We start from the raw sequence: 23,512 nt of genomic DNA on the forward strand, positions 1-23,512 counted from the left end.
CGACGGGGCGTCTGGCCTCAGTCAACCCTTGGAGAAAAGCACGGACCCGAAAGCTTTGTGAAGGTGAAGATTGGCCGCGAGGACGTCGCCGGTCTCCATCATCTTGTCGCCGCCCTTCAGGTCGCTGACGAAGCCACCGGCTTCGCGGACGATGACGACGCCGGCTGCGACGTCCCAGGGTTGCAGATTATGCTCCCAATAGGCATCGAAGCGGCCGGCCGCGATGAAGGCTAGATCAAGGGCTGCCGATCCGGTGCGGCGGATGCCGGCGACTTCCCCCATCAGCTTTTCCATCTCTTTCAGGAAGCGCGGGTGACCCTCGCGGCCGCGGTGGGGAATGCCGGTCGTCACCAGCGCATCCCCCAACGACTTGCGTGCGGCGACGCGCAGGCGGCGGTCGTTCAGATAGGCGCCCTTACCCTTTTCGGCAGTGAACAGCTCATCGCTGGCAGGATTGTAGATGACCCCGGCGACGAGCTGGCCTTCACGCTCTAATCCGATCGAGACGGCGAACATCGGATTCGAGTGCAGAAAGTTGGTGGTGCCGTCGAGGGGGTCGACGATCCAGCGGTGCGTTTTGTCGGCGCCGATAATCTCGCCGCGCTCCTCCATCAGAAAGCCGTAGCCGACACGGGCCTTCGACAGTTCTTTGAAGATGATGTCTTCGGCCTTGTGATCGGCGGCGGAGACGAAGTTTGCCGGGCCTTTGATCGAAACCTGCAGATTTTCGACTTCGCCGAAGTCCCGGATGAGGCTGCGCCCGGCCTTGCGGGCGGCGGAGATCATGACGTTCAGGGTCGGGGAAACGTTGCTGCTCATGGCATCATGTCCGGAAGTGGCGCGAGGAAAGGGCAAGACGCGCGCTCTAGCGGCTCTTCACATTCCTGGCAAGGCGACGGAAAGCCTAGGGAACCGCCGACATCTCGGGATCCACCGCGATGCGGTCTATCCAGGCGGAGGCTTCGACCGAGGCTTTCAGGCGATCGCCTTTCGACATTTTGGCGAGGATCTCGTCGAAATTCTTGTCTTCGAAACCATTCTTCTGGGCGATCAAGCGCCATTTGGCGGCCTCGATCGGGTCCTTTTTGACTTTGATGCCGTCGAGATAGACGTAGGCCAGCCGGTTTTGGGCGCCGGCAATGCCGCTTTCCGCGGCGGACTTCAGAAGCGCGGGGATCTTGGGCTCGTCCGCCGTCAGGCCGAAGCCTTGGAGAAGGCGGACGGCGTAATCGTATTTGGCGACGGCGAGGCCGTGGTCTGCTGCACGCGAAAGCCATTTGGCGGCTTCGAGGGCGTTGGCATCGACGCCGGTTCCGCTCTGATAAAGCTCGGCGAGATCGTACTCGGCCTGCGGGATGCCTTTCTCGGCGGCATAGCGGATGTGCTGGAAGGCGCGGATCGGATTGAGCGGCTTGCCGGTGCCGTTGAGAAACAAAAGACCGAGATTGTAATTGGCGTCGGCGTTTCCGGTCAGCGCGGCCTTCTCGAAAAAGTCGCCGGCGAGCCTGTAATCTTTTTTGACGCCCTTGCCTTCAGCATAAGACATACCGAGGGCGAACGTGCCTTGGATGTCGCCCAGGTCGGACGCACGCTTGTAGTAGTCGAAGGCCTTCTTCTCATCTTTCGGGACACCGAGGCCTTCGGCATAGATGCGTGCGATGAGGGTGTTGGCCTGCGGCTCGTTGCGGGCGGCTGCCGCCTGCGCGAGTTTCAGCGCAGTCAGATACTGGCCCTGATCGAAGGCGGTATAGGCCGCGTCGTCGCCTGTTGCGGGAACGGTCGAGGGGATCGTCGTGCCGATGCCATTGCCCTTTGGCGCCGGGGCTTCCCTTTCGGGCGCGGATTTTTTCAGACTTGGAGCGAGCTTCGGCACGGTCGTTTCATCTCGCGAGAACCACGAACTGCTCTCGGCCATAGCAACCGAAGCGGCGCTCAGTGCGGATGCGGCTGAGAGAGCCAAGCGAACGATGATTTTTGTCCGCGACACGATCATTCAGTCGTCTCTTGCGTATGCAAGGCTTCCAAAAAGGCGCGAACGCGCGCGGCGGCAGACTGTTCGGTGTCCGAACTCGATACGTGGACAGACACGAAATCCGCGCCCGCGCCCGCGGCAGCGAGCGCGCGCGCGATATCGCATTCCGGTACATCGAAGGCGACGCATGGCACTTCAAATACCTCGCTCCACCATTCGACGAGATCGAGCTGGCGCTCGGTCGCCTTGGCGCGGTCTTCGACATGAGGCGGAATGCCAAAGGCCACATAGTCGGCGCCGGCTTCGCCAAGTTCCATGGCGTCGTGGCGGCTGCGGCCGGCATCAGCGCCGATGATCGCGTTAGGCCAAGAGGCTCGCGCATTCTTGAATGCGCGAACGATATCAGCCGACCACGACAGATGAAAACCGTCGGCTCCGAGATCGGCGACGCCGTCGATGTCGGCGGGTACGAGCACAGCGATGTCCTTCTTTTGAGCGAAGCCGATGAGTTGCCGCACGGTTCCGGCATTCCAATGGCCGGTTCCGACAGGCCTCAGCAATACGCTTGCGATCGGGGCGGCGGCGATCGCCGCCGAAAGCGCGGTCATTGCGTTCGCGCCCGTCTCATCATCGAGTTGAAAATCCAAATACAAACTGGTCGAGGTCGACACGCGTCGATGGCTCCGGTTTTTGAGGGCTCAAATCCGTCGGCAATGCGGCGGAAACAAGAACTCGTGTCAATTGGTCAGGTTTCGTCCCCTGCCTTGCAGTTATCGAGGGCTGTACTCAAGGCGAATCGGGTTTTAAGGGCCACAGCACGGTTTTTTCGCCGGAAATTCGCCGTAGCGGAGTTTACCAAGCTGCGGGAACGGGCCATGGTCGCCTATCTCTGAGTTTAGGCGTTTTTCCGCCAACTTGAGGGCTCACGTAGTGTCGGCAAGGTCGGCATGCCGCTCTCTTTCGCCCATCGGAGCCAAACGGGGAATGATCAAACAATTCGCTCTTCGCCTTTTCGGCGTCAGTTTGTTGGGGATTTGCTGGGCGGGAACCGCGCCATTGGTGATGGCGGAATCGTCCACGCAAGAGACGCCCGGCGGAACAACGACGTATTTTCCAACCGATCAGAAGCCGTCTGCTGCGCCGTCCGCACCCGCAAGTCCAACGCCCGCGACGACTGCAGCAATTCCCACGTCATCCGATCCGCCCAAGGATACGAACGCCGCGCCGGCCGCCGTCTCGCCGAAATCGCAGACGCCTGCTTCAACGGCGGCTGTCAGTCCGCCGGCAAGCCCGGCCTCGGACTCCAAAGCTGCGACTGGAGATAGCAAGGCAGCGCCCGCCGCCGGTCCGGCTCCGGTCACACCTGAAGCAACGCCACCAGCGGCTCAAACCGATACGGCAATCGTCACGCCTCCGCCCACTGGCGATAGCTCGGCTCCGGCAGCGTCGCCTGCACCGTCAGCGCCAACGCCGCCGCCGGCGACATCACCGGCCGCCGCGCCTTCTACGCCTCCCGCCGCTCCGGCGGGCGATACCGCGCAGCAGCCGAAGCCTGCGGAGCCGACCCCGACGGTCGCTGCGCCGCCTCCACCGCCGCCTGTCAATCCCGCGGTTCTGGCTGCGCGATCGAAGCTCTCAGACAAATCGTTCGCGAGCGGAAGTGCGAACGACGATGTGGCGGCGGCACGCGACTACTACGACTCGCATGAGGAACCGCTTTGGGTGAAGGGCGGTGAGTTCACGCACAAGGCCAAGGAAATCATCGCGACGCTGAAGGGCGCGGATGACTGGGGGCTCGATTCGTCCGCGTTCGCTATTCCGGCGCTCGGCAACGGTTCGGCTTCGGAAGGAGCGGCCGAGGCTCAGTTGACGCTTTCGGCGCTAAAATATGCACGTTTTGCGCGGGGTGGACGTCTCGATCCGGTGTCGCTCAGCAACATTCTCGATATGAAGCCGCCGGTCAAAGAGCCGAAGGCCACGATGCGAGAGCTTGCCAGCGCCTCCGATCCCGGCGCGTTCCTGCGTGGCCTCAATCCGAAGCATGTCGGATTCGAGCGCCTTCGTCAGGCGTTGCTCAAGGCGCGGGGCGGCCAAGCGGCCGAGGAACCGGCTGAACCTGTCGATCCGGCGTTGCTCGTCAAGCTGCCGAACGGCAAGTCGCTGAAGCGCGGCGTCAAGGACAACCAGGTCTCGCTGCTGCGCCAGCGTCTCAAGGTGCCGGCGGACAATCCCGACGACGAAAATCTCTATGACGACCAGCTCGCAGATGCAGTGCGCGCCTTCCAGCAGGACAACGGCCTGAAGGCGAACGGCGTCGTGACCAATCGCGTGCGTTCGGCGCTCAACAGCCAAGGCCAGCCCAAGGCAAAGCGGCGCGATCCTTCGGGCGATACCGACCGGCTGATCGCCAACATGGAACGTTGGCGCTGGCTACCGACCGATCTCGGCAAGTTCTACGTGATGAACAACATCCCGGAGTACACGAGCGAGATCTGGAAAGACGATCGGCTTGACCTCAAGCAGAAGATCATCGTCGGTCAGCCGTCGTGGCCGACGCCGCTGCTGGCGGCAAAGATGCAATTCGTGATCTTCAAGCCGAGCTGGGGCATGCCGGACGGCATCAAGGCCAAGGAGTTGATGCCGCGGCTTCGGCAGGCATCGGGTAATTCTGGTTTTGGGTTCTTCGACCAACTTTTCGGTGGCGGGCCTGGGTATACCGGCGCTGATGTCATCCAGGCTTACAAGTTGCAAGTCTATTACAACGGCCAGCGGATCGATCCGACGACCGTAAACTGGAGAACGGCGGACATCCGTCAGTACAGCTTCATCCAGCCGCCGGGCGGTGACAATCCGCTTGGACTGGTGAAGTTCCGGTTCCCGAACCGCCATGACGTCTACATGCACGATACGCCGGAGCGGAACCTTTTCGGCCAATCTTCGCGGGCTCTGAGCCACGGCTGCATGCGCGTCGAGGATCCGCGCCGTACCGCTGAGGTGATCCTGCAGGAGGACAAGGGCTATTCGCCCGAGAAAGTCGGTGAACTGTGGGACAGCGGGGCCAGCGTCACGCTGTCGAAGGAGATCCCGGTCTATCTCGTCTATTTCACCGCGCGTGTCGGCGATGACGGCCAGCTCGACACCTATTCCGATATTTACGGCATCGACGATCGCGTGATGTCGGCGTTGCGCGGGCGTCCAGTGCGCTTCGTGGCGCAGGAAGCGATCGATCCGACGGAGGCTTCCGAGCCGGGCGCCAGCGGGTCCAGCGGCTATGGCGACAGCGCCGTCGATGCGGGGTCGGACAACCTTCAGGATTCGCCGCGGAAGAACCGGAAGAATGCGAAGAAGAACGGTCCGGGATCGGGATCGACGGGCAATCCGATTCAGGACGCGCTGCAGAACATCTTCCTGAACTGAACCGCGCGGCAGAAAATCTGAAATCAAAAAAGGGCGGATCAGTTGATCCGCCCTTTTCCTTTGAACTCGGTAGAGTTGAGAGGCCGTCAGGCTGCCTTCTCGAGCTTTTGGTCCCATTTGCCAAGGGCGGCGAGGCCGTTCATCTTGGCGCGATGCGTGAACGCGCGCTGACCGGCGGCGACGTTTTCAGGCTTGCCGCCCCATGCCTGGATGGCAGCAGCCTGCAGAGCGCGGCCGTAGGAGAACGTCAGCGGCCAAGGCAACGGGCCTGAGGCATTCATCAGCGAAAGATGCTCAGTCGCGGCTTCGTCCGATTGTCCGCCCGACAGGAATGCGATGCCGGGAACCGCGGCTGGAACGGTTGCCTTCAGGCATTTGACCGTCTTTTCGGCGACTTCGGCGGCGCTCGCCTGCTTCGGCGACTTCTGGCCGGCGATGATCATGTTCGGCTTCAGCACGATGCCTTCGAGATTGACGCGAGCGTCGTAAAGTTCGCGGAACACGGTGCGCAGCGTCCATTCGGTGACGCGGTAGCATTCGTCGATGTCGTGCGAGCAATGGTCGCCGTCCATCAGAACCTCGGGCTCGACGATCGGGACGATCTTGGCTTCCTGAGCGAGTGCTGCATAACGGGCGAGGGCGTGGGCGTTGGCCTTGACGCAGTTCCAGCTCGGCAGGCCGTCGGCGATGGTGATGACCCCGCGCCACTTGGCGAAGCGGGCGCCGAGCTTGTGGTATTCGGCGAAACGTTCGCGCAGGCCGTCGAGGCCTTCGGTGATGGTCTCGATCTTGGAGGTCGGGCCGGGAAGGGGCTTGGCGCCGACGTCGACTTTGATGCCGGGGATCGAGCCGGCGGCTTTCATGATGTCGACGAGCGGCGTGCCGTCCTTGGCTTTCTGGCGAATCGTCTCGTCGTAAAGAATGACGCCCGAGACGTGGTTCTTCATGGCGTCGGTCGCGCGGAACAGCATTTCGCGGTAATCGCGACGGCTGTCCTCGGTCGAGGTCAGATTGATCTTATCGAAGCGCTTCTTGATCGTGCTCGTGCTTTCGTCGGCGGCCAGAATGCCCTTGCCAGGCGCAACGAGCGCGTGGGCGATATCTTCGAGTTTTTCGCTCATGTTTGCCTCCGTAAGCCGTTCTATCAGCAATACTCAAAAGAACGGGCGCCGTTCATGGCGCCCGCCCGAAAATCAGATTCAAATCAGCTTGGCCATTGCGACCGCGGTATCGGCCATGCGGTTCGAGAAGCCCCATTCATTGTCGTACCAGGAGACGACACGAACGAAGTTGCCGTCGATCACCTTGGTCTGATCGAGGGCGACGGTCGAAGACGACGGGTCGTGGTTGAGGTCCATCGATACGAGCTTTTCGTTCGTGACCGTCAAAATGCCGTTCAGCCGGTTCGACTTGGCCGCCTCGACGATGGCTTTGTTGACCTCTTCCGCAGTCGTGTTGCGCTTGGCGACGAACTTGAAGTCGACAAGCGACACGTTCGGCGTCGGCACGCGCATTGAGGCGCCGTCGAGCTTGCCGTTGAGATCAGGAATGACGAGGCCGACAGCCTTGGCCGCGCCGGTCGTCGTCGGGATAATGTTCAACGCAGCGGCACGGGCGCGATAGAGATCCTTGTGCAGTGTATCGAGCGTCGGCTGATCGCCGGTATAGGAATGGATCGTCGTCATGAAGCCGTGCGCAATGCCGACGGCGTTGTGGAGCACATGGACGACGGGGGCGAGGCAGTTCGTGGTGCACGACGCATTCGAAACGACGAGATGGTCTTTCGTCAGCTTGTCATCGTTGACGCCATAGACGACGGTCAGATCGGCGTTGTCGGCGGGAGCAGAGACGAGCACGCGCTTGGCGCCAGCGTCGAGATGGGCTTTGGCTTTTTCTTTCGACGTGAAAATACCAGTGCACTCGAGCGCGATATCGACGCCCAGAGCCTTATGCGGAAGCTCTGCCGGATTTTTAATCGCCGTTACCTTGATCGGACCGCTGCCGGCGTCGATTGTGTCGCCATCGACTTTCACGTCCTTCGGGTAGCGGCCGTGGACGCTATCGTAACGGAGCAAATGGGCGTTGGTTTCGACGGGGCCGAGATCGTTGATGGCGACGACCTCGATATCGCTCCGACCGCTTTCAATGATTGCGCGCAGCACGTTGCGACCAATGCGGCCGAAACCGTTGATCGCGACCTTCACAGCCATTCTGGGGGATCCTCCGGTGATCGAGAAATTGTGACGGACGCGAGCGAGACTTTGCTCTCGATGCCATCAGTCTCAAGGTTTTGCGGGTCTTTAACGTCAGTTGGTGGCCGCCTGTCAATCAGGCAAGGCTGGGCGTTATGTTACGCTCGCTGAATTCTTTTCATTCCCCGGTGGCAAACACGGTCTCGTTTATTGACGACATTTACCTTCGCCACGTAACTTAGCCGACAAGCAAAGGTGATCGATGCGTCAATCGTGTCGCCCGCGAGGGCGATGAGAGGCCATGACTGAACGCAACACCGTTAAGATCAAGCGTGCGGAAGACTTGAAGTCTGCCCGCAAGCCGACAGGCAGTGTCGATTTGCAGTCTGAGAACGCGCGGCTCAGGGCTGAGCTCGCGACCGCCCAGCAGCGCATAGCGGAGCTGGAGCAGCGGACCGCGGACGCTCTCAATCGCATTGATTGGGTTCTCGATTCGCTCCATAGTCTACAGCGAAACGAGTGACTGTGAGCGTCGTTCAGGGGAGACCGGCGGGTTGCCGGGCACTATGGCCGAGGTCCCGTTCACCTTCAATCAGCGCACCTATCGGTTCCAATGCGAGGAGCACGATGTTGCGCGGCTGTCCGACATTGTCTCGTATTTCAAGTCAAAGCTCGATGAACTGGTGATTGAGCACGGGGCCATCGGTGACGAGCGCCTGATTTTGATGGCCGCGCTGATGATAACGGACGAGCTTTTCGACACCCGTGCCGACGTCGACGATCTGCTCGAGGGCAGTGCGGCCGAGCTTCGGACTGCCGCAATCCGCAGCCTCGAATCGGACGACGAGGAAGCGGAACCGGAGCGGCGCCGGGCCAAGGGGTGAGACCCTTCGGCCCGTGAACAAGGCCGCGGCGGCTCTGGATTTTTGCCGCCCGCTCACATACATCAGTCGGTGCTGCGGGGCTCGTCAGGGACAATATGACCCGGGGGCCTATAAGATCCGCACGGGTGCTGTCCCTGACCGGAGCCGTGGCTCCGGACACATGGTGCCCACCTACGCTCGTAGGGACCACGCGGGTTCATGATCCCAACGGCCTTCGCGGCATTTCTCTTTTTTGGGCAAGTGATCGAAACGGAATGGCGGAAGCGAAAAAGCAGCTGCGCGCCGAGGCGGTTCTTCGCCGGAAAGAGGCATTCGAGCGCCATGGAGCCGAGGCAAGCCGCAAGATTGCCGCGCAAGGGCTCGATTTCATTGGGATAAAGCCCGATACGATCGTTTCGGGATTTGCCGCCATCCGCGACGAGATCAATCCGGCGCCGCTTATGGCTTGGCTGCAGGCGGAGGGAATGAAACTGGCACTGCCGGTGATGCTGGGGAAGGGTAAGCCGCTTGTCATGCGGTCCTGGTCGCCCGGCGACGTCATGGCGCCTGCCGCCTGGGGCATCGCGGAGCCGACCGACGACAAGCCCGAGGTCGATCCGGACATCGTTCTCGTACCGCTTCTGGCCTTCGATGAAAGGGGCTACAGGCTCGGCTACGGAGGTGGGTTCTACGACCGGACGCTCAACAGATTAAGGAAGTTGAAGCCGATCATCGCCATTGGGCTTGCCTACGACGAACAAAGGGTCGACGTGGTGCCGGCCGAAAGCTATGACGAAAAGCTCGATTGGGTGCTGACGCCCTCAGGGCCCCAAAAATTTAAAAAATTCTAGCCCGGATTTTTCATGCGTCTCTTGTTTCTCGGCGATATCGTCGGCCGTTCGGGCCGGACGGTGGTTTGCGATGCGTTGCCCGGGCTCATCAAGCGCTATGACTTGGACTTCGTCGTCATCAACGGCGAGAACGCGGCGGGCGGCTTCGGCATCACGGAAGCAATCTTCAACGATTTGATCGATGCGGGCGCCGATTGCGTCACGCTCGGAAATCATGCCTTCGACCAGAAGGAAACGTTGGTCTACATCGAACGTCACGACCGGCTGATCCGGCCGCTCAATTATCCGAAAGGCACGCCCGGCAAAGGCGCAACGCTTTTGCAATCGAAGAAGGGCGCGGAGGTGCTGGTGATCAATGCGATGGGCCGTGTTTTCATGCCTGAGATCGACTGCCCCTTTCGCGCCATCGACTCAGAACTGACAGCGTGCGCGCTGAAGCAGGGTGCGGATGCAGTGGTGATCGATTTTCACGCCGAGGCGACGAGCGAGAAGCAGGCGCTGGGGGTGTTCCTCGATGGGCGCGTGAGCCTGCTGGTCGGCACGCATACGCACACACCGACGGCAGACGCGCGCGTGCTGCCGGGTGGAACGGCCTATCTTTCCGACGCTGGCATGTGCGGCGACTACAACTCGGTGCTCGGCATGGAGCCGGACGAGCCGGTCAACAGGTTCCTGTCGCGTATTCCGCGCGGCCGGTTCGAGCCGGCGGTCGGGCCGGGAACGATTTCGGGGTTTGCGGTGGATACCGACGACAGTACCGGGCTTGCGGTCAACGCTGCGCCGCTCAGGCTTGGTCCGCACCTTGAGCCGACGACGCCGTCGTTTTGGGTGGCTGCTTAGAGCGTCGCCCAAGGCTACGTTACATCGACGTGAAAAGGCTTTCCGCGCGCAAACGGATCCCATCCGGTTGCCAGTGCGAGCCTGACTGCCGCTTCCACCTCTGCTTGATGAACCTGTGGTCGATGTCGGTAGTCCCGGCGAAGCAGTGCGACCTTCTTGGGAATTGGAAATTGAAGAAGCGCCTCGCGGCCGCCGGCCTTGACGGCACGGACCGCAACCTGATGTCCCTGCAAACCGTAACCGGTGCGCCAGCGCGGCTCACGGCGAAATTCCCACTCGTAATCAGTCCCATCAAGGGCAAACGAGCCGGTCAATGTACGGTTCGGCAACATACGCGCAGACTACCAAGCGACTGTCAGCCAATGCCAGGCCAAAAATCGCTCCCGTTTTTGGGGCCGCCTAATGCCTGAGCAGGGGCGCTCTTGACCGCTGAGCGGCCGTTGCGCAAAAGACGGGGCTTCCACGCAATTCCCTAAAGCAACGAGCACGCCCATGGCCGGTCATTCGCAATACAAGAACATCATGCACCGCAAGGGCAAGCAGGACGCGATGCGTTCGAAGCTCTTTGCGAAGTTCGCGCGCGAAATCACGGTTGCGGCGAAATCGGGAACGCCCGATCCGGATATGAACCCGCGCCTGCGGCTCGCGATCCAGGAAGCGCGGGCCGAGAACATGCCGAAGGACAATATCGAGCGCGCCATCAAGAAGGCGGCCGGCGGCGATCTCGCGAACTATGAGGCCGTGCGCTACGAGGGCTATGCGCCGGGCGGCATCGCTGTGATCGTCGAAGCCCTGACCGACAATCGCAACCGCACGGGCGGCGTCGTCCGCAGCGTGTTTACAAAATTCAACGGCAACCTGGGCGCGACGGGTTCCGTGAGCCATATGTTCAATCATATCGGCGAGATTACCTACAAGCCCAACGCCGGGACGGCGGACGGCGTGCTGGAAGCAGCGATCGATGCCGGTGCCGACGACGTTCAATCGGATGAGAGCGGGCACGTGATTACCACGGCGTTCGAATCCCTCGGCACGGTCGCGTCGGCGCTGGAAAAGAAGCTCGGCGAAGCACAAAGCGTCAAAGCGGTCTGGAAGCCGAATCTTTCGACGTCAGTCGATGAGGACAACGCGCAATCGATCATGAAAATGCTGGCGGCGCTTGAGGACGACGACGACGTTCAGAACGTCTATGCCAACTTCGAGATTTCGGACGAGGTGCTGAAGAAGCTGACGGCGGCCTAGGCCCGTTAGGGGAGGCTACCGCTATAGAAAACACCGAAAACAATCGAAACCAATCCGGCGATGGCCATCAGGGTGCCGACAATCCCGAAGAATTGGGCCATCGAGCTGCGGAAGCGGACGGCCGCCAGCCCTGGTTTCGGGGCACTTTTCTGGCCGGGCTTCTTGCGGAGTTTGTCGAATGCGGCTTCGGCGGTCGCAGCGGAGATTTCGGCGCTGCCGTCATTCCTGCGTGCCCAGCGAATTAACCACAATCCCGCAAGGATCAGTATGATGCCGGTCACAATCCAGCGCGGGTGAACCAAAGTCAGATCCATCACCCTTCCCAAAGGCCGCGGCGGGTTGCCAAGTTATTTTTCATTTCGCACACTAAAGCCGAAATCTTGAGTTTTTACGAGGCCCAGGGCGGCCGCAAAGCGAGGGAAACGTGCTTTGCGGGCAAAACGCCTTATGATTGGGCGTACACGGCGTACGGGAGTGGGTATGGCGGCGGACGGACACTCGGGGGGAAGGGGCCGGGTTCGTGTCGGACTGGTCGTTGTCCACGGTGTCGGCGAAACAGAGCCCGGCTACTGCGTGAACGCCGTGCTGGATACTCTGGCCGCGACACGACCGGGCTACAGCGTATCTCCTGCAAACGAATACAATCGCATGCCCGAGCCCGAGGCCGGCAATCCGCCACCGGTTTTTCCGGTGATCCGCCGGGGCGCTGCCCACAACAGCGGTATCGAGATCGAGGCCGTCGAGCTGCATTGGGCCGATCTGACCGAAGGCCAGCCAGGCCGGGTCAACACGCTGCTGCAGCTTTTCCGTGTGATCTTCGAATCCCACCATCTGGTCGATGCGATGCTCGACCGATCGCGAGACGCGACCTCATGGATCCTGCGCAAGCTTTTGTGGGTTGCCGGATGGCTGATCCGTGGCCCGAGCGCGGCGTTGACAATCGTGACGTCAGCGATCTGCACGCTCTTCCTATTCGAGCCGGCGGCCCTGACGGCGGACGCGATGGATGTCAGGTCGCAAGTCCTGATCGTCACCGGCGCGATCTTCATCGGCTCGCTGTATGTGTTCTACAGGATAAGCCGGACGCAGGAATATTCCTGGTACGACACGGTGTTCTGGTTGGGAATCTCGGCGCTGGCGGTGTTCGCGCTGACCTACAACAATTCGTTGCTCGGACTTCTGAAGCATGTGCCCGAGCTTGAGATCGGGCCCCAGAGGCTCGCGGCTCCGCAGGCTTTGAATTGCGTCGATGGGGCGTCGAATGCGGCCTGCTATATCAACGGCCTCTACAAGGTGATCATCTGGGGTTGGCGCTTCTGGGGCGGCCTGATGGTGTTCGCGACATTCCTGCTCGGCATCGCCTGGGTTCGTTCACGCATCACGCGCGATCGTTCGCGGCTTGGCACACTTTCAACGAGCATCGCCATTCTGATCATGCAGTTCATGCTGTGGACGACGGTGGTCGTCAGCGTGATCTATCCGATGCTGAACCGCGCCGAGACGATCACGACGTTCAAGGAAGCGCGGCCGGTCATCCAGCGCGCGGTCGAAGCGCACCAGCTCGACCCCGACAGCGCGATCGTGAAGCTTGTGCAAGTGCCGAACATCGAGCTCGACTGGATCGGACGCTTCAAGTTCATCTACGCGTCGGCGGCGTTCACCGTCTTGATGATGATCCTGGCCGCCATTCTGCTCATCGAGATCCGGCAGTTCAAAGCGCGGCGCGGACTGTCCGACCTCGAGCAGACGGCACGCAACATGCCGAGGCTGCTGTTCAACCCGGTGCTGGTCGGATTGTTGATCTTTGCGTTCCTCGTCGTTTTCGCGCTGGTTTTCATCCAGCCCTATCTCGACAGAAACCAAATGTTCGTGACGCTTCGCGGCTATATCCTGCCGGTGGCGGCGGTCGTGGCGCTGACCCTGCCGTTCTTCTTCGGCCGGCGCGTCGCCAACGTCGCGAATTTTGCGCGCGACCTCATCGATCACCATTATCAGCCGAGGCAGGAGACGGCAGCATATTTCATACCATCGGTGTTTCGCATGCGGCACCGGCGTCTCCGGCGTGAACGAATTCAGAGCCGCCTCAACCTCGTGCTCGAACACTTCGTGCAGAATCAATCCTATGACGGCGTGATCTTTCTGGCGCACAGCCAAGGATCCGTCGTCGTCTATGATTTCCTGCGCGATAACGGTCCGAACTACACGCGCCTCGGCGATGCGGCACCGGCGCTTTTGACCTTCGGCTCGCCGCTCGGCAGCATCTATCAGAAGTACTTCCACGAATACGCGGCGTCGAAATCGGTGCCGCTCGGGATCGCGTCGAAACTCAAGTGCTGGATCAACCTTTACCGGGTCGACGACTACATCGGCGGCCGCATCTCGCCGCCGCCAGGGCTGCGTGTCGACAATCACGTCATGGCGACCGGCGGCCATACTGGCTATTGGTCGGAGCCCGACGTCGCCGAGGCGCTCGATGCGATCCTCACCGGAAAGGTTGCCGACGCCACCAAGCCGCCGCCTCTGCCGCCGCCGCCAATGACGCCTTCGGCGCCGTATGCGGTTCGTGATATGCGAAAGGTATGAATGGACGAACGATTCGCATCATCGGATTCGACCCAGGGCTTCGAAGAACGGGCTGGGGTGTCATCGAAAGCGATGGCGTCCGCCTCGTCTATGTGGCCTCGGGCGTGATCACGCCGCCCAAAGAGGATGATCTCGCCTATCGCCTTTCGGCGCTGTTCGATGAAGTGACCGGCGTCATTCAGAGCTTCAGCCCTTCGGAAGCGGCGGTCGAGGAAACGTTCGTCAACGAGAACCCGCGTTCGACGCTGAAGCTTGGGCAGGCGCGCGGCGCTGTTCTGCTCGCGCCGGCAAGGCTGGGGCTCAGGGTTGCAGAATACACGCCGAACCTGATCAAGAAGTCGGTGACCGGCACGGGGCATGCCGAAAAGCAGCAGATCCAGGCGATGATCGCGTTCCTGTTGCCGAAGGCGACATTTGGCTGTGCCGACGAAGCCGATGCGCTCGCCATCGCCATCACGCACGCGCATCATCGCGTCAGCCGCCAGCGAGCAGCGGCATTTGCGGCCAAGGTCGCGGAAACATGATCGGCAAGCACTTATGATCGGTAAGCTCAAGGGCAAGGTCGATGCTATCGGCGAGAGTCATCTCGTCATCGATGTCAACGGTGTCGGCTACGAGGTGCAGGCTTCGACCAAGACGTTGCGCAATCTCAAGGTCGGCGACGACGTGGCGCTGACCATCGACACGCACGTACGGGAAGACGCAATCCGGCTATTCGGATTTCAGAGCGAGTTCGAACGCAGCTGGTTTCGGACGCTGCAGACGATCCAGGGAGTCGGCGCCAAGGTGGCGTTGAGCGTGCTCGGCGTCCTGGCACCGCAGGATCTTGCAAATGCCGTCGCATTCGGAAACTGGGCCGCGGTCGAAGAGGCGCCGGGTGTCGGCAAAAAGCTCGCTCAGCGGATCGTGGCCGAATTGAAGGACAAGGCGCCGGGCCTTTCGCTCAGCGGGCATAACATTCCGGCGGCAGGAAGCGGCATAGCAACTCCGGGACCAAGCGTTCCACCTGCGAGCCTGGCGTTCGCCGAAGCACTCTCTGCTCTCACCAATCTCGGATACAACCCGGCCCAGGCGAATGCGGCGGTGGCGGCGGCGTCCCAGGAGCTGGGTGCAGCGGCCGATACCGCGGGCCTCATCAAGCGCAGCCTGAAAGAGCTGGCGCGCTAGGCCACCGCGTCTCGCTCAATCGAACAGGAAAGCGCCATTGCCCGTCGAAAAGAATAAAATCAGCAATCCCATTCGCGCGCTTTGGACGGTTTTGATTACGTCGCTGGCGGCGCCATTCTTTGCGGGCCTCGTCGTCGTGACGCTGCAATTCTTGAGTCCGGCGACGGACTTTCTATTGCCTCCGCGTCCGGGCGAAGCAATCGGCGAGATCGCGGTCGATGCGTTCATTTGGAGCGCACTTCCGGCGACGGTTGCGGCGCTGGGGCTGACGCCGTTCATTCTGCAACATGGCACCTATTCCTGGCTGCAGGCGGCAGTCGCGGGCGTGCTGGCGTTCATGGCGGGAGCGATCATTTTTCCGTTCCCAGTGGGCAGTGCGCTGCCATTTCTGGCCTTTCTGGCGGGGCTTGTCGCAATCGGGCTCCGAGCGCTCCTGATCGCGGGCGGCATTTTGCGCGCCGAGCCGAAAAGCTAGCGCTTTGCACCGCTTTGTTCCGCCCCTCGGGGCGCCGACTTGACGGCGCAAGCGAATAGCCTCACGAACAAACCATGACCGACCGGCTCGTCAGCAGCGCGCGCAAGGATGTGGACGCCTTCGAGGCGACGATCCGCCCGCAGTCGCTCGATGATTTCGTCGGGCAGGAGCAGGCGCGCGCCAACCTCAGAGTTTTCATCAAGGCTGCGCGCGGACGTGGCGACGCGCTCGATCATGTCCTTTTCGCGGGGCCGCCGGGGCTCGGAAAAACGACGCTGGCGCAGATTCTATCGAAAGAATTGGGTGTCGGATTTCGCGCGACGTCGGGGCCAGTGATTTCGAAGGCGGGTGATCTCGCGGCGCTGCTGACCAATCTGGAAGAGCGCGACGTGCTGTTCATCGATGAAATTCATCGGCTCAATCCGGCGGTCGAAGAAATCCTCTATCCGGCGATGGAGGACTTTCAGCTTGATCTGATGATCGGCGAAGGGCCGGCGGCGCGCTCGGTGCGCATCGATCTGCCGAAGTTCACGCTTGTGGGCGCGACCACGCGGGCGGGGCTTCTGACCAATCCGCTGCGTGACCGGTTCGGAATTCCCGTCCGTCTCAATTTTTATTCGGTGGCTGAACTCGAACTGGTTGTTGGGCGCGGAGCGCGTGTGCTTGGTGCCCCGATGTCGCCGGACGGCGCGAGAGAGATCGCCAAGCGGTCGCGGGGCACGCCGCGCATCGCGGGCCGGCTTCTGCGGCGGGTGCGGGATTTTGCGGCAGTCGAGGGAGCAGTCGTCATCAATGCCGATGTTGCGGACCGTGCACTGACGATGCTGGAAGTCGATGCCGAGGGACTGGATGCGCTCGATCATCGCTATCTCGGCTGCATCCTGAAAAATTACGAGGGCGGCCCTGTCGGCATCGAGACGCTGGCGGCGGCACTGTCGGAGCCGCGCGATGCGCTCGAAGAAATCGTCGAGCCTTATCTGTTGCAGCAAGGATTCATAGGGCGGACGCCGCGCGGGCGAGTGCTGACGCTCAAAGCTTACCGGCATCTGGGTGTGAACGGCCCGGCGCGGGGTGCAGCCCCGGAATTGCCGATCTTCGAAGACGGCGAGGACGAGACTTAACGTCGCTCGTCAACCAAATTCGCAGTTTGTTCATGCTTTAAACAGCATTTCCTGGCGATTGTCCGCACTGTTTCCTGATTTCAATCGAGGGTCTGCCGTGATCAGCCGCCGTGATCTGCTGAAAATGACAGGCGTCGTCGGCGTTGGCTCGACGGCGCTCAGCGGGTACGCGGTGGCGGAAGCCTTCGACGAGCATGTCACCAGCTACGCCTTCACGCCACCGAACTGGACGCCGGGGCTAAAGCTGCGCTTAGCGGTGCTCGCCGACCTGCACGTCTGCGATCCATGGATGTCGCTGGATAGGCTCGAACGCATCGTCGAGCAGACGAACAGTCTTCACGCCGACGCCGTGCTGTTACTCGGGGATTTCGTCGTCGGTTTGCGGCTCGGCGCCTATTCGGGAACGATAGATAACGATGCGTGGGCGCGCGTGCTCGCGAAGCTCAAGGCCCCGTACGGCGTGCACGCAATACTCGGCAATCACGATTGGTGGCAGTCGGCCGAAGTCCAGAGGCTGAGACAGGGGCCGCCGCCTGCGGCGCAGGCTCTCACCGCCGTCGGGATTCCGGTTTATCAGAACACGGCCGTCCGATTTGAAAAGGATGGCCGCGCTTTCTGGATCGCGGGGCTCGGCGACCAGTGGGCGTTCCGGCCCACGGGGGATGATCGCGACGAGATCGTGCCGGCGCGGCTGGCGAACCTTCCTTACACCGGCGTCGATGATCTTCCCGCGACGATGGCCGCGATCAAGGACGATGCGCCCGTCATTCTGATGGTGCACGAGCCAGATATATTCCCCGAGATTTCGAAGCGCGTTTCGCTGACGCTCGCCGGGCATACGCACGGCGGTCAGGTGCGGATTTTCGGTTATGCGCCGGTGGTGCCGTCGATCTACGGGCCGCGATACGCATACGGACATATCGTCGAAGACGGTCGCCATTTGATCGTCTCGGGCGGGCTTGGCTGCTCGTCGTTGCCCGTCCGGTTCGGATCGCCGCCCGAAATCGTCATCGCCGATCTCGGCGGATCGGACGGAGGCGAGGTTTGAGCGTCGAGCAATGGCCGGATATCGCGGGCCGCATCATTCGGGATGAGATGGGTCAGCGCCATATTCTGCCGGTCCGGGTTTATTTCGAGGACACAGATGCGGGCGGCGTGGTCTATCACGCCTCGTTCGTGCGGTACGCGGAACGCGGGCGGACGGATTTCCTGCGCCTGCTCGGCACCGATGCGCGCCGGCTGATCGACGGCTCGGACAGCGGCGAACCGGCGGCCTTCGTCGTCCGTCGTATGTCGTTCGATTATGCGCGGCCTGGCCGGATGGACGATCTCTTGGAGGTCGAGACCCGGGTGAAGGAACTGGGCGGGGCGAGCGTGACGCTCGATCAGACCATCAGCCGAGATGGCGTGCGGCTTGTTTCCGCGGAGGTCGTGGTCGTGCTGGTGGCGATCTCGGGAAAACCTCTGCGCCTGAGCGCCACAGTGCGTGACGCTTTTCTGGCCTACAGCGAAAGCGCGAAAAGCCCGTCGCCTTAATGAGATGCGGGATCGCTTCGGTCCGCGCGGCCGGATTGCGTCCAGACGCCGATTGACATTCAACAAGGTGGCCGTCATGGCTCCAGACGAGGCCAACGGCCGCAATTTTCGTGGATAAACACGCGGATGCGTCGTTGCCATGGGCTGCAGTAAGCCCTCGTTTGGTCATATTGGGCGGCAAAAGCTCTCAGTTCAATGTGCATGTGTGGCGGGGGCGCTGCTGCCGGGGTGGACGTCATTACGCCGTCATACGCTTTCTTCATCGGGCCCGCGCCAAGCGCGTTCCAAAGCTCTCGGAATCTCAACGCTCGTGTGAGTGCGCACGGGTATCGCAGTTCTACGACATGGATGGTGAAATGAATCCCGCGGATGTCGCCCAAAGCGCCGTTGCCCCGGTTACAGCGGGTGGTTTTTCCTTCGTCGAGCTTTTCCTGCACGCGAGCATCGTGGTGCAGATCATCATGTCGGGGCTGGGGCTCGCCTCGATCTGGTCGTGGGCGATCATTTTCGAGAAGCTGCTGGCGTTCCGCCGCGCGCGCGTCGAAAGCGACCGCTTCGAGCAGATGTTCTGGTCGGGCCAGTCGCTCGATGAACTTTATGCCAACCTGTCGCGCGGACGCACGATCACGATGGCGGCGCTGTTTGTGGCGGCAATGCGCGAGTGGAAGCGATCGGTCGAAGGCAATATCCGGGCGCTCGGCGGTATTCAGCTTCGCGTCGAGAAGGTGATGGACGTCACGATCAGCCGCGAGATGGAACGGCTCGATCGCCGGCTGCTGTTCCTTGCGACCGTCGGCTCGACGGCGCCGTTCGTCGGCCTGTTCGGCACGGTGTGGGGCATCATGACGAGCTTCCAGTCGATCGCGGTGTCGAAGAATACGTCGCTCTCGGTCGTCGCGCCGGGTATCGCCGAAGCACTGTTTGCCACGGCTCTCGGCCTGATGGCCGCTATTCCTGCCGTTATTTTCTACAACAAGTTCTCGGCAAATTCGGCTGCGATATCGCAGCGTCTCTATGCATTTTCCGACGAGTTTGCCGCGATCGTATCGCGTCAGATCGATGTGAGGGCTTAGCCGATGGGTATGAGCGTCAAGGCGGGCGGGGGCGGCGGTCGCGGTCGGCGTCGCGGCAAGCACATGCCGATGAGCGAGATCAACGTCACGCCGATGGTCGACGTGATGCTCGTGCTGCTGATCATCTTCATGGTGGCGGCGCCGCTTCTGCAGACGGGCATCGACGTCAATCTGCCGGAAGCCAAGGGGCAGCAGATCCCGACGCCGAAGAAGGATCCGCTGGCGGTCACCGTGAAAGCCAACGGCGACGTCTTCATCGGCGATTCCCAGGTTCCTCTCGATGATCTGGCGACGAAGCTCAAGGCGATCGCGCAGAACGGCTACGACGAAACGATCTTCGTGCGTGGCGACAAAGGCGTGAACTATGGAACGGTGATGCAGGTGATGAGCCGCATCAATCAGGGTGGCTTCAAGAAGCTGTCGTTCGTTCTCGATGGAGAAAAGGGAGGCACCTAGCGGGATGCGTGCCATGACGGACGTGCCGCTCGTGCTGGTTGGTCGCAGGTATCGGCGACTTGGCGTGTCGTCTCTTAGAGATCGCGGGTGCTGAACCGTGCCCTTCGGACTTTTTCTGTCCATTTTGCTCCACGCCTCGCTCCTCGCGTGGGTGCTTATCGATCTGCATTCGCCGCCGCCGCTTTCGCCCGATACGCCTGCGATTTCGGCGGAGCTCATCACGCCGTCGGAATTCCTGCGCCTGAAGCAGGGAAGCGAGGACGCAAAGCATCTCGAGACGAAGGCCAACGACAAGCCGACGACAGACGACAGCAAGAACGACACGAAGAAGACCGCCAACGCTCCGCCGCCTCCACCGCCGCCGGCCGAAGAGCAGGTCGCTAAAACCGAACCGCCGCCCGAGCCGCCGCAGCCCGACGTTGCGGAGCCTCCTCCGCCACCGCCGCCGCCCGAGGTGGCGAAGCCCGAGCCCGATCCGATCGCAAAGAAGCTGCAGGAAGCGCCGCCGCCTCCACCTCCGGCCGCGGAACCGCCTCCGCCGCCGGAACCTGGCCCGACGCCCGAAGAGAAAAAGGCGGAGGAAGAACGTCAGGCCGCGGAAGCAGCAAAAAAGAAGGCCGAAGAGGAAGCCAAGCAGAAGGCGGAAGAAGAGGCGAAGAAAAAGGCCGAAGAGGACGCGAAAAAGAAGGCCGAAGAAGAAGCCAAGAAGAAAGCCTTGGCGGAGGCAAAGAAGAAGGCGGCCGAAGAAGCGAAAAAGAAGAAGCTCGCAGAGCAGAAGAAGAAAAAGCAGGAGGAGGCCCGCAAGAAAGCCGAGGCCGCCAAGAAGCAATTCGATCCGAGCAAGATCGCGTCCCTGCTCGAGAAGTCGCCTGACGATGCAACTCCGAAGGCGTTGCTCGACAAGGACCCGCGCAAGAAAGGGCAGCAGGCGTCAGGCTCGAAGAACGATGCGTTCGATACCGGGAAGGAAGCCGGAACCGCAACGGGCAGCGATACCGTGCTGTCGGCGCGCGAACAGGACCTTCTCAAGGGAATGCTGAAGTCGCAGCTCAATGGTTGCTGGCGGCCGCCGGGGACCGGTGGCGGCGATGAAGTGCCCGTCGTCGAGCTTCATTGGGAACTTAATCCCGACGGCACGCTCGCGGGCGATCCGCGCGTTACCTCGGCGCCCAACACGACGGCCGGGCAAGTCTATGCCGAGGCGGCGCTTCGGGCGGTCAGGATGTGTGCGCCGTTTCACCTGCCTCCCGACAAATATGAAGGAGGGTGGAAGATCATCGATTGGATTTTCGATCCCAGACAGATGTTGTAAACGCCTCAAAGTTGCTTCAATCGACCGCGAAGCGAGACGACCGCCTGAGTTCACGATTTGCCGCAGAGACGCACGAGAGAGCCTTCATGATCTTGAAAGTCCGCCTGAAACGGCTGTTTAGCATTGCCAGCCTCGTCGCCATCTGCGTTTGGCTCGTTCCAGGTCTGGCGACGCCAGCGCTGGCGCAGCTCAAAGGCACGCAGACGGAGGGTACGATTGCGCCCATTCCGATTGCGATCCCGACATTTCTCGGCGACGATCAGCAACTCGCGCAGCAGATTTCGGGAGTCGTCGAAGCAGATCTCGAGCGCTCCGGGCTGTTCCGGCCGCTCGATCATGCGTCGTTCCTGGAGCAGGTGCGCGACGTCAACGCGGCGCCGCGCTTTCAAGACTGGCGGTCGATCCAGGCCGATGCGCTCGTCATCGGACGTGTCGTGAACGGCGGCGACGGCCGGGTCGGAGCCGAGTTCCGGGTGTGGGACGTCGCTGCCGGACGGCAGCTTACGGGGCAGCGGTTCTCGACGGCCGCCCGGAACTGGCGCCGGATCGGACATCTGATCGCCGACAGCGTCTACGAACGGCTGACGGGTGAGAAGGGCTATTTCGATACGCGCGTCGTGTTCGTCGATGAAACAGGCCCCAAGGAACGCCGGATCAAGCGGCTCGCGATCATGGATCAGGATGGCGCCAACGTCCGCTTGCTGACGCAGGGCAATGAGCTGGTGCTGACGCCGCGGTTTTCGCCGACGAACCAGGAAATCACCTACATGTCCTACACCGCCGACCAGCCCAAGGTTTTCATCATGAACCTTGAGACGGGCCAACGGGAGCTTGTGGGGGACTTTCCCAACATGACGTTCGCGCCGCGGTTCTCGCCCGATGGCCAGCGGGTGATCATGAGCCTCGGCCGGCCCGACGGCGGCTCGGACATCTATGAAATGGATCTTCGCTCGCGCCAGCCACGCCGCCTGACCCAATCCAACGGGATCGACACCAGCCCGAGCTATGCGCCGGACGGCAGCCAGATCGTGTTCGAAAGCGATCGGGGCGGACGCCAGCAGCTCTGGGTCATGAACTCCGACGGCTCGAACCCGCACCCGATCTCACAGGGGGACGGCAGCTACTCGACACCGGTGTGGTCGCCGCGCGGGGACTACATCGCCTTTACCAAGCAGACGGGCGGGGAGTTCATCATCGGGGTCATGAAACCCGACGGTTCCGGGGAGCGCACCCTGACCGAGGGTTTTCACAACGAGGGGCCGACCTGGGCGCCCAACGGCCGGGTCCTAATGTTCTTCCGCGATCTTGGCGGCGGGGAGAACAGCGGACCGCGAATCTTTTCGGTCGATATCACCGGCTACAACGAGCGGAAGGTCGACACGCCATCGTTCGCTTCCGATCCTGCGTGGTCGCCGCTTCTGAATTAAGAACGCATTTACAAATGAAGCGTCACAATTATTAACAGCGGCCACTGACGACCTCAAAAGAGCAAGGTAAATCAGGTTTTTGAGTATCTTAACGGCGCGGAGAAAAGTGTTGAAATTTGCCCACTCGGGCCCGTTGCATTTTCGCACCTATGGGGTTGGAAAACTTGAGTTTTGGTGCCTCCGTTCTTGATCGTGAGCCGGGCTCCCGGTACCCCAGAGTACGGCTTTTGCCGGAATCGTATCAGGAGATATGACCATGCAGGGTGTGAAGGGGCTGATCCTTTTGTCAGCGGTTGTTGCGGCTGTCGCTCTTGGCGCTTGCCGCCGCGAGGCTGAGCATACGCCTTTGAAGCTCGGCGGTCCGACCGCTAGCGACTCGGTTGCTCGCTAATTTAGCGCGCAATCAAGAACTCAAAGGAGACTACAATGAAGAACGCAATCGTTCTTGCTACAGTTTTGGTTGCTGTTGCTCTCGGCGCTTGCCGTCGTGAGGCCGAACATACGCCGCTGAAACTTGGCGGGCCCGTAGCTTCGGAGCAGGTTGCGCACTAAGCGCACCCTGCCTTCTTAAGTACTGCGTTTTTCATCTCAATCTTCAAGACCGAGTTGTTGGCGATTTTATCGCCACCAACTCGGTCTTGAGCTTTTTTAGGGCCATGTTGATCCAGCGCATTCTCTTTGCGCGGACGATCAATGAGAAATGCAAAGTTCCGTTATTCGCTGCCTGTGTCGTGAATATGGGGAAAAACGCATAGAAAAGTGCTCGTAATTCAAATTGGTCGCACACACACCTTTAAACTCGATGGTAATAGTTTCGATAACAGGTTGCGTGGCGCACCTAAACGCATCGGATCTTCTTGCTCGAGATTGGGTTTCCATTGTGGAAACGGCCACATTTTGGGCCGAACGCTCCGCTAGATGCGTGGGATAAACAGCTCTCTTGGCGAAGGTTACGCGGTGCGTCTCGCGCAAGATACCGGATCGA

24 protein-coding genes and 1 other RNA gene are annotated in these 23,512 nt (G+C 61.2%); 18 read left to right on the forward strand and 7 right to left on the reverse strand.

The features are described 5' to 3' along the window. Window positions 1–21 precede the first annotated feature (21 nt). From QM780_RS01665 to QM780_RS01675, 3 genes are all read right to left on the reverse strand, one after another. The gene (locus QM780_RS01665) at window positions 22–819 is read right to left on the reverse strand and encodes an inositol monophosphatase family protein (RefSeq protein WP_415068745.1); all 798 of its coding nucleotides are present in this window, start codon (window positions 817–819) and stop codon (window positions 22–24) included. 85 nt (window positions 820–904) lie between these two features. Then, on the reverse strand, window positions 905–1,993 hold the full coding sequence (locus tag QM780_RS01670) for an SEL1-like repeat protein (RefSeq protein ID WP_415068746.1): 1,089 nt from the start codon (window positions 1,991–1,993) through the stop codon (window positions 905–907). Further along, entirely contained in the window at window positions 1,990–2,643 is a 654-nt protein-coding gene (locus QM780_RS01675) for a thiamine phosphate synthase (protein WP_415068747.1), read from the reverse strand. Before QM780_RS01675 ends, QM780_RS01670 begins: the two co-directional genes overlap by 4 nt. A 313-nt stretch (window positions 2,644–2,956) precedes the next feature. On the opposite strand from QM780_RS01675, the gene QM780_RS01680 reads away from it, so the two are divergent. Further along, window positions 2,957–5,389, forward strand: coding sequence for a L,D-transpeptidase family protein (locus tag QM780_RS01680; RefSeq protein WP_415068748.1), 2,433 nt, complete (start codon window positions 2,957–2,959; stop codon window positions 5,387–5,389). Between the two features lie 86 nt (window positions 5,390–5,475). On the opposite strand, the gene QM780_RS01685 is transcribed toward QM780_RS01680, so the two are convergent. Both QM780_RS01685 and gap read right to left on the reverse strand, forming a co-directional pair. Further along, window positions 5,476–6,510, reverse strand: coding sequence for a class I fructose-bisphosphate aldolase (locus QM780_RS01685; protein ID WP_415068749.1), 1,035 nt, complete (start codon window positions 6,508–6,510; stop codon window positions 5,476–5,478). A gap of 78 nt (window positions 6,511–6,588) precedes the next feature. Then, on the reverse strand, window positions 6,589–7,599 hold the full coding sequence (gap, locus tag QM780_RS01690; RefSeq protein ID WP_415068750.1) for a type I glyceraldehyde-3-phosphate dehydrogenase: 1,011 nt from the start codon (window positions 7,597–7,599) through the stop codon (window positions 6,589–6,591). A gap of 283 nt (window positions 7,600–7,882) precedes the next feature. Between gap and QM780_RS01695 the strand changes: the two genes are divergently transcribed. The 5 genes from QM780_RS01695 (at window position 7,883) to QM780_RS01715 (ending at window position 10,135) form a co-directional block, all read left to right on the forward strand. Then, window positions 7,883–8,104, forward strand: coding sequence for a hypothetical protein (locus tag QM780_RS01695; protein WP_415068751.1), 222 nt, complete (start codon window positions 7,883–7,885; stop codon window positions 8,102–8,104). A gap of 43 nt (window positions 8,105–8,147) precedes the next feature. Further along, window positions 8,148–8,465 carry a cell division protein ZapA gene (locus QM780_RS01700; protein WP_415068752.1) on the forward strand — a complete coding sequence of 106 codons (318 nt, stop codon included), beginning with the start codon at window positions 8,148–8,150 and terminating at the stop codon, window positions 8,463–8,465. A 66-nt stretch (window positions 8,466–8,531) separates the two neighbouring features. Continuing rightward, window positions 8,532–8,692, forward strand: a non-coding RNA gene (gene ssrS / locus QM780_RS01705) — 6S RNA. A 27-nt stretch (window positions 8,693–8,719) separates the two neighbouring features. Next, window positions 8,720–9,295: a 5-formyltetrahydrofolate cyclo-ligase gene (locus QM780_RS01710; protein WP_415068753.1), complete on the forward strand. Its 576-nt coding sequence runs from the start codon at window positions 8,720–8,722 to the stop codon at window positions 9,293–9,295. Between the two features lie 12 nt (window positions 9,296–9,307). Then, complete coding sequence (locus tag QM780_RS01715) at window positions 9,308–10,135, forward strand: TIGR00282 family metallophosphoesterase (RefSeq protein WP_415068754.1); 828 nt, start codon at window positions 9,308–9,310, stop codon at window positions 10,133–10,135. Between the two features lie 14 nt (window positions 10,136–10,149). Here QM780_RS01715 and QM780_RS01720 read toward each other — a convergent pair whose 3' ends face one another. After that, the gene (locus QM780_RS01720) at window positions 10,150–10,449 is read right to left on the reverse strand and encodes a hypothetical protein (RefSeq protein ID WP_415068755.1); all 300 of its coding nucleotides are present in this window, start codon (window positions 10,447–10,449) and stop codon (window positions 10,150–10,152) included. A 178-nt stretch (window positions 10,450–10,627) separates the two neighbouring features. Here QM780_RS01720 and QM780_RS01725 point away from each other — a divergent pair, with 178 nt between their 5' ends. Beyond that, complete coding sequence (locus QM780_RS01725) at window positions 10,628–11,377, forward strand: YebC/PmpR family DNA-binding transcriptional regulator (protein WP_415068756.1); 750 nt, start codon at window positions 10,628–10,630, stop codon at window positions 11,375–11,377. 5 nt (window positions 11,378–11,382) lie between these two features. Here QM780_RS01725 and QM780_RS01730 read toward each other — a convergent pair whose 3' ends face one another. Beyond that, the gene (locus tag QM780_RS01730; RefSeq protein WP_415068757.1) at window positions 11,383–11,691 is read right to left on the reverse strand and encodes a hypothetical protein; all 309 of its coding nucleotides are present in this window, start codon (window positions 11,689–11,691) and stop codon (window positions 11,383–11,385) included. Between the two features lie 166 nt (window positions 11,692–11,857). Here QM780_RS01730 and QM780_RS01735 point away from each other — a divergent pair, with 166 nt between their 5' ends. The 11 genes from QM780_RS01735 (at window position 11,858) to tolB (ending at window position 22,527) form a co-directional block, all read left to right on the forward strand. Further along, entirely contained in the window at window positions 11,858–13,960 is a 2,103-nt protein-coding gene (locus tag QM780_RS01735; RefSeq protein WP_415068758.1) for a hypothetical protein, read from the forward strand. Beyond that, complete coding sequence (gene ruvC, locus QM780_RS01740) at window positions 13,957–14,484, forward strand: crossover junction endodeoxyribonuclease RuvC (RefSeq protein ID WP_415068759.1); 528 nt, start codon at window positions 13,957–13,959, stop codon at window positions 14,482–14,484. Before QM780_RS01735 ends, ruvC begins: the two co-directional genes overlap by 4 nt. A gap of 13 nt (window positions 14,485–14,497) precedes the next feature. Next, a complete protein-coding gene (gene ruvA, locus QM780_RS01745) occupies window positions 14,498–15,127 on the forward strand; it encodes a Holliday junction branch migration protein RuvA (RefSeq protein ID WP_415068760.1) in 630 nt (209 codons plus the stop codon). 37 nt (window positions 15,128–15,164) lie between these two features. Next, window positions 15,165–15,602, forward strand: coding sequence for a hypothetical protein (locus tag QM780_RS01750; protein ID WP_415068761.1), 438 nt, complete (start codon window positions 15,165–15,167; stop codon window positions 15,600–15,602). A gap of 74 nt (window positions 15,603–15,676) precedes the next feature. Next, window positions 15,677–16,723, forward strand: a complete 1,047-nt coding sequence (ruvB, locus tag QM780_RS01755) for a Holliday junction branch migration DNA helicase RuvB (RefSeq protein ID WP_415068762.1) — start codon at window positions 15,677–15,679, stop codon at window positions 16,721–16,723. A 97-nt stretch (window positions 16,724–16,820) separates the two neighbouring features. Continuing rightward, entirely contained in the window at window positions 16,821–17,771 is a 951-nt protein-coding gene (locus tag QM780_RS01760; RefSeq protein ID WP_415068763.1) for a metallophosphoesterase, read from the forward strand. Continuing rightward, window positions 17,768–18,259: a YbgC/FadM family acyl-CoA thioesterase gene (locus tag QM780_RS01765; RefSeq protein WP_415068764.1), complete on the forward strand. Its 492-nt coding sequence runs from the start codon at window positions 17,768–17,770 to the stop codon at window positions 18,257–18,259. The genes QM780_RS01760 and QM780_RS01765 overlap by 4 nt, the downstream gene beginning before the upstream one ends. A 356-nt stretch (window positions 18,260–18,615) precedes the next feature. Next, a complete protein-coding gene (gene tolQ / locus QM780_RS01770) occupies window positions 18,616–19,332 on the forward strand; it encodes a protein TolQ (RefSeq protein ID WP_415068765.1) in 717 nt (238 codons plus the stop codon). 3 nt (window positions 19,333–19,335) lie between these two features. Further along, entirely contained in the window at window positions 19,336–19,788 is a 453-nt protein-coding gene (gene tolR, locus QM780_RS01775) for a protein TolR (RefSeq protein ID WP_415068766.1), read from the forward strand. Window positions 19,789–19,885: 97 nt separating this feature from the next. Further along, the gene (tolA, locus tag QM780_RS01780; RefSeq protein WP_415068767.1) at window positions 19,886–21,100 is read left to right on the forward strand and encodes a cell envelope integrity protein TolA; all 1,215 of its coding nucleotides are present in this window, start codon (window positions 19,886–19,888) and stop codon (window positions 21,098–21,100) included. 86 nt (window positions 21,101–21,186) lie between these two features. Beyond that, window positions 21,187–22,527, forward strand: a complete 1,341-nt coding sequence (gene tolB / locus QM780_RS01785; RefSeq protein WP_415068768.1) for a Tol-Pal system beta propeller repeat protein TolB — start codon at window positions 21,187–21,189, stop codon at window positions 22,525–22,527. Window positions 22,528–23,512 lie beyond the last annotated feature (985 nt).

Source organism: Hyphomicrobium sp., from assembly GCF_047600905.1.
Classification (GTDB): domain Bacteria; phylum Pseudomonadota; class Alphaproteobacteria; order Rhizobiales; family Hyphomicrobiaceae; genus Hyphomicrobium_B.

Bases quoted from the DNA above. Each gene is read 5' to 3' on its own strand.
- QM780_RS01665 (WP_415068745.1), bottom strand. From the start codon at position 819: ATGAGCAGCAACGTTTCCCCGACCCTGAACGTCATGATCTCCGCCGCC.
- QM780_RS01670 (WP_415068746.1), bottom strand. From the start codon at position 1,993: ATGATCGTGTCGCGGACAAAAATCATCGTTCGCTTGGCTCTCTCAGCC.
- QM780_RS01680 (WP_415068748.1), top strand. From the start codon at position 2,957: ATGATCAAACAATTCGCTCTTCGCCTTTTCGGCGTCAGTTTGTTGGGG.
- QM780_RS01685 (WP_415068749.1), bottom strand. From the start codon at position 6,510: ATGAGCGAAAAACTCGAAGATATCGCCCACGCGCTCGTTGCGCCTGGC.
- gap (WP_415068750.1), bottom strand. From the start codon at position 7,599: ATGGCTGTGAAGGTCGCGATCAACGGTTTCGGCCGCATTGGTCGCAAC.
- QM780_RS01695 (WP_415068751.1), top strand. From the start codon at position 7,883: ATGACTGAACGCAACACCGTTAAGATCAAGCGTGCGGAAGACTTGAAG.
- QM780_RS01700 (WP_415068752.1), top strand. From the start codon at position 8,148: ATGGCCGAGGTCCCGTTCACCTTCAATCAGCGCACCTATCGGTTCCAA.
- QM780_RS01710 (WP_415068753.1), top strand. From the start codon at position 8,720: ATGGCGGAAGCGAAAAAGCAGCTGCGCGCCGAGGCGGTTCTTCGCCGG.
- QM780_RS01715 (WP_415068754.1), top strand. From the start codon at position 9,308: ATGCGTCTCTTGTTTCTCGGCGATATCGTCGGCCGTTCGGGCCGGACG.
- QM780_RS01725 (WP_415068756.1), top strand. From the start codon at position 10,628: ATGGCCGGTCATTCGCAATACAAGAACATCATGCACCGCAAGGGCAAG.
- QM780_RS01730 (WP_415068757.1), bottom strand. From the start codon at position 11,691: ATGGATCTGACTTTGGTTCACCCGCGCTGGATTGTGACCGGCATCATA.
- QM780_RS01735 (WP_415068758.1), top strand. From the start codon at position 11,858: ATGGCGGCGGACGGACACTCGGGGGGAAGGGGCCGGGTTCGTGTCGGA.
- ruvC (WP_415068759.1), top strand. From the start codon at position 13,957: ATGAATGGACGAACGATTCGCATCATCGGATTCGACCCAGGGCTTCGA.
- ruvA (WP_415068760.1), top strand. From the start codon at position 14,498: ATGATCGGTAAGCTCAAGGGCAAGGTCGATGCTATCGGCGAGAGTCAT.
- ruvB (WP_415068762.1), top strand. From the start codon at position 15,677: ATGACCGACCGGCTCGTCAGCAGCGCGCGCAAGGATGTGGACGCCTTC.
- tolQ (WP_415068765.1), top strand. From the start codon at position 18,616: ATGAATCCCGCGGATGTCGCCCAAAGCGCCGTTGCCCCGGTTACAGCG.
- tolR (WP_415068766.1), top strand. From the start codon at position 19,336: ATGGGTATGAGCGTCAAGGCGGGCGGGGGCGGCGGTCGCGGTCGGCGT.
- tolB (WP_415068768.1), top strand. From the start codon at position 21,187: ATGATCTTGAAAGTCCGCCTGAAACGGCTGTTTAGCATTGCCAGCCTC.